The following is an 11,218-nucleotide window of genomic DNA, read 5'->3' as shown; positions in this document are numbered from 1 at the left end:
CTTCTGTAACGGGTTGCAGGGCTACTCCTTCCGGCTTCCAGCCCAGCAGGTCTCTGGAGGAGTAGCAGGATACGCCGCCTGCATTCATTCACCCGGTTATCGGCTACGGAGTTGGTATCATTAAATTCATTGCGGTAAATGGTGAAGTTATAGCCGTCGTAACGGTTTAAGCCATCATAAGTGCCGAACCACATAAAACCGTTATAGTCCTGGTAAATGCTGGTAACGGCATTATTGGAAAGGCCCTGTTCAATACCCAGGTAAGTAAGCGGCGGAATGGATTGGGCAAAGGTGTTTGGCTGTATGGAAAAAGCGCATAATGCCCACAAAATAGCCGGCTTCAGATACCTCATCATTGTTCACTGATTTATGTTATTCACAACGTGCTATAAAGTAAGGAAATATTTTGGTTAGTTGGGGTTGGGAAGGCAATATTTGATCAGCCTAAGCGCTGATATCGTTCCTGTACTAATGTGATATATTTTTGTTTGTATTCGTCTGAAAGAAAAGAGCGGCCAATCCAATTTATTGCCATTTCGCGATCTCTAAAGAACCGCTTGAATACGCCTGCTGTCTGACGGGGTGCAAGTCCCAGCTTCTCCCCAAAACTTTCAAAGTGCACCCTGGTAAATTTGCTTTTCTTAGCGTCCAGGGTAAGGGCCAGTTCTTCTTTATCTTTTGGGTTAATAATCGCAACATTCAACAAGTCATAAGCTGGCGCCAGATCCCATGCAGTATTGTTGCGCGCAATCATTGAAAAGTTTTTCAAATGCATGTCATTATTTCCCGAAAGGAAACTGAAAACCGTCAGTTCAAAGAAACGTAAAAGATCCAGCAGGGTATTATTAGCATACTGGTTAATAGCCTTGCCTATTTTCTCCATAGAACTTTTGTATTTATCAAAGGCTTCCAGTATCTGAAACATGTCAAGCATGTGAATTTTCCCACCCTCATTGGTGCGGTCGATCCGTTTGGTAATATATGCCAGCTCTCCGGATGACAACCGGATCAGGCTTGAGGGTACTACCGGCAGGCCAAAAGCTTCCGCAATCCGCATGGTCAGATGTTCATTTTCCGGCATTTCCGGATAATCTGCATGCGGCGGCTTGAATATGTAATTTCCGCCCAATGTTCCTACAATGGTTAAACGCCCCTTGTTACCGTCCTGCATTATATCCTTCACCAATGCCAGAGAAAGCTTGGGCTGTACCCCAGGCACGGATACGCTTCGCTGTATAACATTAGCAGCAAGGTCCGCCATTTGTTCAAGAGAATAACCTAATTCCGGCGGCTCATTGGTCCCGAAAAAGGTTCTGCTGCAACGCGAGTGAAAATCCTTATCGCCTGCATTAAGCTCCTGGTAACAATATAAACAACGCCTATTCATGTTCAAAATCCATTGGTATTACGCTAACTGCTCCTATACAATTTTGACAACAGGCCAATAGCAGTCCCATTCTGTCGTTAGGATTCAGCTTCCAGTTTTTAGTTGCAATTTCCAGCAGCCATCCTTCAGGTATAAGTCCTTCGAAGAAAGGAAATAATCTTTTGTCTTTATAAGGTGCAGTGTGCACTGGCATTGAAAATGTAAGGAACTGGCCCGGATGATGTTTTACATAATCCGTAGTGTATGTAAAAACATAGTCCCCATCATCCGTTTCCGTTAAATGGCCTGCCAGGTCATTCCTGTAATATATCTCTGCTTTCCTCATTGTTTGTATTTGAAAGTGCCTTTAAACTCACCGGCGCCAAAACATGACCAAACATTTTTAAAACCAGGTTCACTTTTTCCAGCTGTAAATCACTCTTTCCCTGCTCGATCTTACGCACCACTGTTAACGCAACGCCAGCCTTTTCTGCAAACTCCTCCTGTGTTAGCCCGGTTTCTTTTCTTTTATCCTTCACAAAAACATCCAGTGATTTCATAATTATATGCTTTTGAATATAATCTGTATCCAAAGATATCAAATTATATGCTTTTAAATATAATTTAGTCTTTTCTAAGGAAATTATATTCATTTACATATAATTTCAATTCAACGCAAAAATGAAGCTCACACCTCCTTTTTCACCATCCCATCAAACCCCACATTAAAAGCTTTTGCATAAACCTCCATTTGTTCCGGTACAGATTCACTATTATCCATCCAATCCAGCTGGATCTCTAACGGATCACTGCCATTGTTAAAGTACAATATCAGGTAATTGAACGACCCGCTTTCACTGTTCTCATTCCTTATACCATAACTGCGCAAAATATTCCAGCCATAGCAAGATCCCTTATACATAATTCCTTCATGATTCAGCTCCATCACCAGGGAATTTTTAATAGCAATCCAGGTACAGCGGCCAAATGCAATAAGACCTATAACGAAAAACAGCCAGCCGAAAAATGAAGCAACACTCTTACTTGCAAGCCAGTAAAAGCCCTGGCATGCCGCCAGAAAACCGATGACTGCAGCAACGGAGTAAGCAACGCGGTGCCTTCTGTATTGTACAATGGGTAATTCCATCGGGATAGCATTTCCGGTAATATTACATTATTTTTTGTGAAGGATGAAGTAGTGGAAGCCTATGTAGCAGGTGGAATATGACTAGGCTTAATTTGAGCCAGAAACACGACTAAAATGAGCTCAATCAACATTTATGGCTCAATAATGACTAATTTCTAGCTCAAAAAGTAGTTTTTTTGAGCTAGAAATGGCCCTATTCTGAGCTAGTAGGTTAAACTTAAAACACTCACCCTTTATACGCGATCGACTCCACTTCTTCCTCCGACAATTCACAATGGCCGCGTAATATTTAAAAATCCTCCCCTCCCAAACTTTTTACAAACCACCCTCGTATATGTAACGGTTTTATATACGGAAGCATTATTCTTAAGGTCAAAAACCCTGTGACCCTGCTATACACAGGCGCTTAACCTATTTAAAACACATTTATGAAAAGGAAAACTGTAAAACAGATCCTCCTGTGGGGAGGTGGTATATTCCTGTGCCTGACAGTAATATTAACGGTGCACATTTATATGGTTACACGCCCCAAGGCCCCGGATGCACATACCCGTATTATGGCGCGGATAGATATTAAACAGCCGCTTTCACAACAGGATGCGGATAAGATCTCTTCCTGGATGTACCAGCAGCAAGGGATAGACCGCGTAATGGTAAACCCGCAGACCAGGATCGTAGTGTTTACTTTTTTTCCGGTGAAAACCAGCGCTACTGAGATCGTACGCAATTTTAAAACGGCGCTCCATTATCCCGGGGACCGGTATATGCCAAGTGCAGAAGAAATGAGTCAGGGATGCCCGGCTATGAGCGCCTCCTTTGCGTCTAAGATCACCAGCATTGTTAATTATATTTTTTAAATAGCTAAATCAATCAACCCACATGAAAAAGTCAGCATTGTTATTTGTCCTTGGCCTGGTTGCCATCTTTGCAGTAATGGAATCCTGCAAGAAAGACAAGAATACAGATACTCCCACCAAAATGACCCTGTATGATTCTTTAGGCGGCACTACCATGGTAAGCGACCCTGCCAATGCAGGCATGATGATAGAAAAGGGCCGCCTGGGCCTCCGTTCTGTAGTGGACAGCGCCATTTTTGTAATTGCAGGCGATTCAAAGCTGAACGGTTTCTTTACCGTGTTACTGGCCGAGGTTACTTCCGGCAATACCAGCGGTTTCCAGGCGCTGAGCAAAAACCTGACAGATTTTTTCTGTGTGGCTACAGGCGCTAAGAATTTCCAATATGGCGGTAAAAGCATGGTGGCGGCACATGACCCGGCCCAGAACGCGCGTATGAACGGCAAAGCAGCCAATGCTGATTTTGATCAGTTCATAGTAGATCTGGTAGTGGCGGCTAAAAAGAACGGCCTTTCTGATCAGCTGATCGGCCAGGTTGGTAAATTAGTGGAAACAGTACGTCCTGCAGTAGTACAGAAATAATTGGGGTTTCATAGATAGAGTAACGTGCCTCAATGAAAGTTGAGGCACATTTTTTATCTCCACTGAAAATAAAAACAGCTTCCCTCCCCTGGTACAGACCTTACCCACACCTTACCGCCCTGCGCTTCTACCAGCAGTTTCAGGATGTTAAGCCCTACACCGGTTCCCTTTGTATCATCCTCATTCAATGTTTCAAATAAACGGAAAATGCGGGTGTTGTCTTTTTCTTCAATACCAGGGCCATTGTCTTTTACATAAAATTCGTAGAACTCTCCTTTTAATGCGCCGCCTATACTAATTACGGTTTCCTGCTTATCGTTATATTTAATGGCGTTGCTTAATAAATTCTGGAATACCTGCCATAACTTTTGCCGGTTGGTATGCAGCACCGGTAAATCCGGCTCAATGTGGATCTTCACATGATCCGGCGGAAACAGCAGCTCTACCAGCTGTTCCAGCAGCTCCTGCACATTCACCTCTTCCGCTGCCTGCTGCAGCGGGTGGTGGCTGCTGTATTCCAGGATGGCGGAGATCATATCAGAAAGCTGGGTAGCAGAGCTGATAGCCATTTCCAGGTAGTTCATAAGCTCCGGCGCCTGCTGCAACTGCTTTTCTTCCTTCAATAATAACAACAGTCCGGCTACACCGGAAAGCGGCGATTTAAGGTCATGCGCTACCGTATGCAGGAAGCGTTCCAGCTGCCCGTTCACCTGCTCTTTTTCTACAAGCGTTTGCTTTAGCTCCTGTTCATAGAAATACAATCTCTCAAACACATCTACCTTGGCGCGGCATATATTTACGTTCAGCGGTTTTAACAGGTAATCTACCGCGCCCTGCTCAAAGCCCATCATCATATCCTGCTCTTCCTTATTACTGGCGGTTACAAAAATAATGGAGATGTTGCGTGTTTCCGGATCGGCTTTTAACAGGCGGGCTACTTCAAAGCCATCTATATCCGGCATCTGCACATCCAGTAAAATAAGCCCGATCTCCTCATGCCGCAGTACTTCCTTTAAGGCATCGCTGCCGGAGCCGGCCAGTATAAACTCCCGGTGATCCGCTTCCAGCATAGCCTGCAGCGAGTTAAGATTTTCAGGACGGTCATCTACCAACAGGATGGTGATCTTTTTTGTTCGGCTCACATTCATTAGGATTGGTTATGGCGGTATATTTTATATTGCAAATTCACCGTATCGAAATGCCGGCTTATTTCAGCGGCGTGAATAGATTCTTTAGTACCCAGGGCCAGGTAGCCATGCGGCGACAAACTTTCCTCAAACAACCGTAACACCTGCGCCTGCAGCTCCCGTTTAAAATAGATGAACACATTGCGGCAGCAGATCAGCTGGAACTCATTGAAAGAGCCATCGGTAACCAGGTTATGCTGGGAAAAAGTAATATGCTTCCGCAGCTCTTTTTTAAAGATCACACTGTCGTATTTGGCAGTATAGTAATCGCAAAAATCGGCCTGGCCGCCGGATTGTATATAGTTATACGTGTTATGCTTCATGGCGCTTACCGGCACAATACCTGCCCTGGCCCGTTCCAGGTTAGCGGGATTCAGATCCGTGGCATAAATGCGCGTTCTGTTCAATAAACCTGCTTCCTGTAATAATATGGCCATAGACAGGGCTTCTTCGCCTGTGGCGCAGCCTGCATGCCAGATCTTAATAATGGGATAGGCAGCCAGCTTGGGCAGCACCTGTGTTTTCAATATTTTAAAGAACGATGGATCCCGGAACATCTCCGTAACATTCACGGTTATGAACTGCACCATGCGGTTAAGGAAACCGGGCTCATTTACCAGGCGGTGCTTCAGGTCAAACACCCCAGGCACCCCCTCATTTCCCATGAAATAAAGGATGCGCCGTTTAACGGAGGCCTGCATATAACCGGTAAAATCAAATCCATACTGCAGCTTCAGCATATGTAATACACCGGAAAGATCCTGATTGCTTAATTCATTACTCATAGGATATACCTGCTTACCCTAACCATACACGCAACAATGAAAAAAGTTTATTTCCATCTACCGGTTTGGCAATATAATCTGATGCGCCGGCGCTTATACATTTCTCACGGTCGCCGGCCATAGCTTTGGCCGTAAGCGCTATTACCGGCAGCAGGGCGGTACGCTCGTTATTGCGGATATGCCGTATGGCCTCATAACCGTCCATTTCCGGCATCATAATATCCATTAGCACCAGGCGTATATCGGGATGGGTTTCCAGCTGCTGCAGGGCTTCCTTACCATCTGTAGCCGTTATTACCTGCAGCCCTTTGCCGGATAACAGTGCCTTTAAAGAAAACAGGTTGCGCATATCATCATCTGCCAGCAGCACCTTTTGCCCTTCCAGGCTTTGCTCTGCAGGGACCGGGGCTGTTGCCTGCAAGGGGGCCTGCTTTGCTTCATTTACCCGGAACAGGAACAGCGCCAGCTCATCCAGCAGGCGGTCGCGGGAAAAAGTTGAATCGCGGATAATGGCGGCGGCCTCTTTTTTCAGCTGCATTTCATCTGCTTCGGAAATGTCGCGGTCCAGGTATACGATCAGCGGCTTATCTTTCCCAACCATAGACCTTAACAGCGAGAGCTGCCGGATGCCTTCCTGCACATTGCTGCCAATATCCAGCACTATGCCGTCAAAGCTTTCTTCCGGCAAAATACCGGCTGCCTCTTCTATATTCTTTACATGGCGGTATTCTGTGTGCAGCTGCCGCTCGTCGCTGAGCGGTTGCAGGGAGGGGGCCTGCAGCAGGGTGTTACCGGATATTACCAGCACCTTTTTCAGATCTTCCTGCATGTGGTATTGAATGCCGGAGAATACGGCTTCCAGGTCATTCATCTGCAAAGGCTTTTGCGTGTACCCCTGTACGTGATCGCTTACCTGTAAGGATATTTCGCCGGAAGAAATAATGTGTACGAGAATATGTTTCAGCTCCGGTGAATTGCGGATCACCTTCAGAATGCTATGCCCGTCAATAAACGGCAGGTTCACATCCAGTATAATAGCTGCCGGCAAATATTTGCGGGCAAAGAACAACCCATCGCTGCCGTTCAGCGCTACCACTGTTTTATATCCCTTTTGCCGGGCAAAGTCGCGCAGAATGGTGGCAAAGTTGGCATCATCTTCTATGATCAGCACTACGGTATCGCCTTTGCTCAGCTGCTCGCGGTCGTCTGCAACCGGCGCCGCCTCTTTCTGGTAAGCAGCCGGTACAGGCCCATACGGTATAGCCACACCGGCAGCTACCGGCTGTGTAATGGCTGCCAGGGGCATTACCACGGTAAAGGTGCTGCCCTGCCCTTCCCTGCTTTGCAGCCGTATTTCACCGCCTAACATTTTCACCAGCTCGCGGCTAATAGAAAGGCCTAATCCTGTACCGCCAAACCTGCGGCTGGTGGAACCATCTGCCTGGCGAAAGGCTTCAAACACCTGCAGCTGCTTATCCAGTGGTATGCCCATGCCGGTATCGGAAACGGCTATATGCAAACCATCGTCCTGCATATGGCATTGCAGGCGTACGGTACCTCCTGAGGGTGTAAATTTAAATGCGTTGGACAGCAGGTTGCGGATCACCTGTTCCAGCCGCTGCCTGTCTGTATGAATATTGGCAGGCACCCCGGGCACTACCGTTGTAATAAAGTGGATCTGTTTTTGTTCTGCCACAAAATAGAACAGCTGTTCCAGGTCGTATACCACAGCGGCTATGGGCACCTCTTCTATATTGATCTCCAGCTTACCGGCTTCTATCTTTGAAAGGTCCAGTATGTCGTTGATCAGCTTTAACAGGTCGGAGCCGGAGCGGTGAATAATGCCGGCGTACTCCATTTGCTTGGCGGAAAGGTTACGCTCTTTATTTTCTTCCAGCAGGCGGGCCAGTATCAGCACGCTGTTCAGCGGTGTACGCAGCTCGTGAGACATGTTGGCTAAAAACTCCGATTTGTATCTGCTGCTTTGTTCCAGCTCCTGTGCTTTTTGGGCCAGCTCCTGCCTGGCCAGCTCCAGGGTATGGTTCTTGGCCCTCATTTCTTCATTGATCTGCCGCAGCTCCTCTTCATGCACTCTTAGTTCTTCTTCTGAAGAGCGCAGCTCACTATTGGTTTGCTGTAATTGCGCCTGCTGTGTTTCCAGGATCTGCTTTTGTGATTGTACGGTTTCCAGCAGGCTTAATATACGGGTTCTGGAAATAGCGGCCTGGAAGCCAATGGCAATAGCATCTGTAACGCCTTTTAAAAAGGTGAGCTGCTTGGGTTGTACTTCCTGGAAAGAAGCCAGCTCCAGCACACCTATTAAGCGGCTATCCACCCACAGCGGCACATATAACAACGCGCCGGGCCGGCCGGCCATGGCAGCAGCGCTTATTTGCCAGTAACGGGCAGGAATATCTTTTAATACCTGTATCTCTTTTTGAGTGGCGGCCTGCCCTATCAAACCTTCCTGCAAAGCATAGGCTTTTACGGCATTAGCCGGCAGGGCTACGCCGGCTGCCAGCTTCAGCAGCTTTTCCTCTTCATCATGATAATATACTGCGCCGGCTGGCAGGGCCAGGTATTGCACCAGTGTTTGCAGGCATTTTTCGGCCCGCTGTATAATGCCGGTTTGCCCGTGCAGGCTTTCATTTACCTGGCCTATACCGCTTAGCAGCCAGTTCTTTTCATTGGTAGTATCGTTCAGGCTTACCAGCTCATTCAGCTTGTACCGCAGCTCCCGCTGCGCTTTTATACGGTTGCTAAGCTCCTGGTAAGAGATGATCATCAATATACTGGCTACCAGGAGAATTAAAAGGGTATTAATGGCCAGCATAACCGTGGCGCGGTTTACCGCACGGTTGCTTTGTTCATTACGGAGCACCAGCAGGCTTCTTTCCGCGGTTATCAGGTCTGCCAGGCTGGTATGTACCTGGTTCAGGTATTTCCTTTCCTCTTTTGCAATGGGTACTACATGACTAAAAATATAATTGGTGTCGAGTTTCGTATCCAGGCGTTCCCAGAAATTCAGCAGGGCGATCAGGTTATTCTCTATCTGTGTGGCGCGCCGCGCTTCAGCAGGATTATCGGCTACCATTTTCTTCAGCTCCTGCACCAGCGGCAAAGGCTTGCTGCGCTGGGCATAATAAGGCGCCAGGTATTGCGTATCGTGTGTGCTGCGGAAAGTGATGCCGGCGGATTCTATTTCATACACCAGGCGGTTAATCCGCTGGCTCATGGTAATTACTTCATAGGTATGCTCTACCCAGCCGGCTTCGGTACGTTGGTTTTTAAAGGTCAGGTAAGAAAGCACCCCTGCTGTGATCACTAATGCCAGGGCCACTCCAAAGCCCAGGAATAGCCCTATCTTTAATTTTGGTCTCATATAATATGGCGCCGACTGGTGGAAATGATCAGTTACTGATGGACAAATATATACTTAAATGTATCAGTTAATTTAATGTTATACAAACATTCGATTGCATTTTATCATTCAGCGCAGGTAATGCTCAATCCGCCAAAAAGGCCGTCACCCCTTGTTATAAAACAAACGGAATATTTTTTTTTTTGCTTCGATGGCTTATATTCGATAAAATTTCTCGTTAGGATACCGAACTGACACTTATTTTGACCGGATAACGGTTTATTGAAAAAATTAATACATCACCATAATCCCTGCTCTTATGAATACAGTGAACTATAGGGGTATTCCAAAACTGCCAACATGAAGAAAATCTTATTAGTTGAAGATGATGAAGTCATGCCAAAGATTGTTGAGAGGATATTGCACCGGGAAGAGTACCGCATAGACCATGTTACGAATGGAAAAGAGGCCTTTCAGAAGCTGGATGACACCGGTTATGACTATGACCTCATCATTACAGATATATTAATGCCTTACGCCAGTGGTTTTGAGATCATCAGCAAGGTAAAGAACCGTAAAGAAGGTAAGCCCATTCCGGTGATCATTGTTTCCAATGCGGGCAATGAGGATATGGTGCTGGAGGGTTTTAAGCTGGGGGCCGACGATTTTTTGAAAAAGCCGGTAATGCCCGGTGAGTTACTGATCCGCGTAAAAAGATTGCTCATGCAATATAAATAGGCAGGCGGATTACTGCCGACGCTTTAACTGATCCTACTGAAAAATGAATGTGTTACCTGTATTTTTTACATCTGTCCTATATAACCTTAGGTATGCGCCGCTGATCATACAGATCGCCTGCGTATTTATATTTATTGCTGTTACCTGCACCGTTATTGCATACCTGTCTATACTCATAGGCCGTTATAAAGGCCACCGGCGTGAAAAAAAGCTGGGCAGGCTGCATCCGCTCATTGACCAGCTGCTGCTGGAAAATGTATTGATGAACGAGGCGCTTGCGCAGGATGATGCTGAAGAAATTCCCCTGGCGGCAGATGCTTTTCACCAGCCTGTGTTCCGCAAACACTGGGCGCGGCAGGCGCTGATAGACCGGCTGATCCACTACCGCAATAATGTAAGCGGCATTATGGGCGAGCAGCTGCGCAACCTGTACATACAGCTGGAGCTGGATAAAGAATCCCTGAAAAAGATGAAGTCGCGCAAATGGGATAAAAAGGTGCAGGCCATGGCGGAGCTTACCAGCATGAACATGTCCATAGCCGACGTTACCATTCTGCCGCTTACCAACAGCCGCAACCGCGAGCTGCGTGCGGCCGCGCGGCATGCCTATATTAAACTCAGCAAGAACGAGCCCTTCAAGTTCTTTGACCTGGCTACAGAACCGCTGCTGTTATGGGACCAGGTGGAATTGTTCCGCATTATTTCCACTACGGAAAAAATTGCCATTCCCAACTTTGCACAATGGATCACCTACTCTTCCAATAAAAGCATTATCTCTTTTTGCCTGAAGCTGGTAGTGCATTACAACCAGATCAGCGCAGTGCCGGCCGTTGAAAAGCTGCTGGATACGCGCGATCATTACCTGCGGGCCGATGCCATCAACTGCCTGGGTAAAATGCAGATAGCGGAGGTGGAAGACAAGCTGATACGCATGTACAACAGCCAGCCGCTGAACTGCCAGATAGAGATCCTGAAGCTGCTGGGCCGCGTTAGCAGCGGCAAACACGTGGATTTTCTGCGGCAGGAATTTTTACACTCCACCGATTTTGAGCTGCGTAAGAACGCGGCCAAATCACTGATCAATAATCAATGGGCGGCTAAAAACCTGATCACTGAGCTGGTGGATACCGCTACTGCGGAAAACAAACGCATCCTGAAACATTGCATGAATCCTTTGATTAAATTCTGAACGGCAGC

The 11,218-nt window shown here is 46.8% G+C and carries 12 protein-coding genes; 4 read left to right on the top strand and 8 right to left on the bottom strand.

Annotation, left to right across the window (positions count from 1 at the left end; all coding sequences use genetic code 11):
* The 5 genes from VIM87_RS30100 to VIM87_RS30080 form a co-directional block, all read right to left on the bottom strand.
* On the bottom strand, window positions 1–356 hold a 356-nt coding region (locus tag VIM87_RS30100; RefSeq protein ID WP_332000562.1), incomplete at its 3' end, for a ligand-binding sensor domain-containing protein.
* 83 nt (window positions 357–439) lie between these two features.
* A complete protein-coding gene (locus VIM87_RS30095; RefSeq protein WP_332000561.1) occupies window positions 440–1,387 on the bottom strand; it encodes a HipA domain-containing protein in 948 nt (315 codons plus the stop codon).
* Window positions 1,380–1,712: a HipA N-terminal domain-containing protein gene (locus VIM87_RS30090; protein ID WP_332000560.1), complete on the bottom strand. Its 333-nt coding sequence runs from the start codon at window positions 1,710–1,712 to the stop codon at window positions 1,380–1,382. Before VIM87_RS30090 ends, VIM87_RS30095 begins: the two co-directional genes overlap by 8 nt.
* Complete coding sequence (locus VIM87_RS30085; protein WP_332000559.1) at window positions 1,681–2,019, bottom strand: helix-turn-helix domain-containing protein; 339 nt, start codon at window positions 2,017–2,019, stop codon at window positions 1,681–1,683. Before VIM87_RS30085 ends, VIM87_RS30090 begins: the two co-directional genes overlap by 32 nt.
* A 35-nt stretch (window positions 2,020–2,054) precedes the next feature.
* Entirely contained in the window at window positions 2,055–2,513 is a 459-nt protein-coding gene (locus tag VIM87_RS30080; RefSeq protein ID WP_332000558.1) for a hypothetical protein, read from the bottom strand.
* Window positions 2,514–2,941: 428 nt separating this feature from the next.
* On the opposite strand from VIM87_RS30080, the gene VIM87_RS30075 reads away from it, so the two are divergent.
* Window positions 2,942–3,370, top strand: coding sequence for a hypothetical protein (locus tag VIM87_RS30075; protein ID WP_332000557.1), 429 nt, complete (start codon window positions 2,942–2,944; stop codon window positions 3,368–3,370).
* A gap of 22 nt (window positions 3,371–3,392) precedes the next feature.
* Window positions 3,393–3,950, top strand: coding sequence for a group 1 truncated hemoglobin (locus VIM87_RS30070; RefSeq protein ID WP_332000556.1), 558 nt, complete (start codon window positions 3,393–3,395; stop codon window positions 3,948–3,950).
* 53 nt (window positions 3,951–4,003) lie between these two features.
* On the opposite strand, the gene VIM87_RS30065 is transcribed toward VIM87_RS30070, so the two are convergent.
* Genes VIM87_RS30065 through VIM87_RS30055 form a run of 3 tightly spaced genes read right to left on the bottom strand, consistent with a single transcriptional unit; the run spans window position 4,004 to window position 9,304 of the window.
* The gene (locus VIM87_RS30065; protein ID WP_332000555.1) at window positions 4,004–5,092 is read right to left on the bottom strand and encodes a hybrid sensor histidine kinase/response regulator; all 1,089 of its coding nucleotides are present in this window, start codon (window positions 5,090–5,092) and stop codon (window positions 4,004–4,006) included.
* A 5-nt stretch (window positions 5,093–5,097) separates the two neighbouring features.
* Entirely contained in the window at window positions 5,098–5,922 is an 825-nt protein-coding gene (locus VIM87_RS30060) for a protein-glutamate O-methyltransferase CheR (protein WP_332000554.1), read from the bottom strand.
* Window positions 5,923–5,935: 13 nt separating this feature from the next.
* Window positions 5,936–9,304 carry a response regulator gene (locus tag VIM87_RS30055; protein WP_332000553.1) on the bottom strand — a complete coding sequence of 1,123 codons (3,369 nt, stop codon included), beginning with the start codon at window positions 9,302–9,304 and terminating at the stop codon, window positions 5,936–5,938.
* A gap of 339 nt (window positions 9,305–9,643) precedes the next feature.
* Between VIM87_RS30055 and VIM87_RS30050 the strand changes: the two genes are divergently transcribed.
* Both VIM87_RS30050 and VIM87_RS30045 read left to right on the top strand, forming a co-directional pair.
* Window positions 9,644–10,021, top strand: a complete 378-nt coding sequence (locus tag VIM87_RS30050; protein ID WP_332000552.1) for a response regulator transcription factor — start codon at window positions 9,644–9,646, stop codon at window positions 10,019–10,021.
* Between the two features lie 43 nt (window positions 10,022–10,064).
* A complete protein-coding gene (locus VIM87_RS30045; protein ID WP_332000551.1) occupies window positions 10,065–11,210 on the top strand; it encodes a HEAT repeat domain-containing protein in 1,146 nt (381 codons plus the stop codon).
* Window positions 11,211–11,218: the final 8 nt, after the last annotated feature.

This window comes from Chitinophaga sp. (assembly GCF_036569125.1).
GTDB lineage: Bacteria > Bacteroidota > Bacteroidia > Chitinophagales > Chitinophagaceae > Chitinophaga.
The sequence above is the reverse complement of the archived record's forward strand: the minus strand, read 5'-3'. Positions and strand labels throughout refer to the sequence as shown.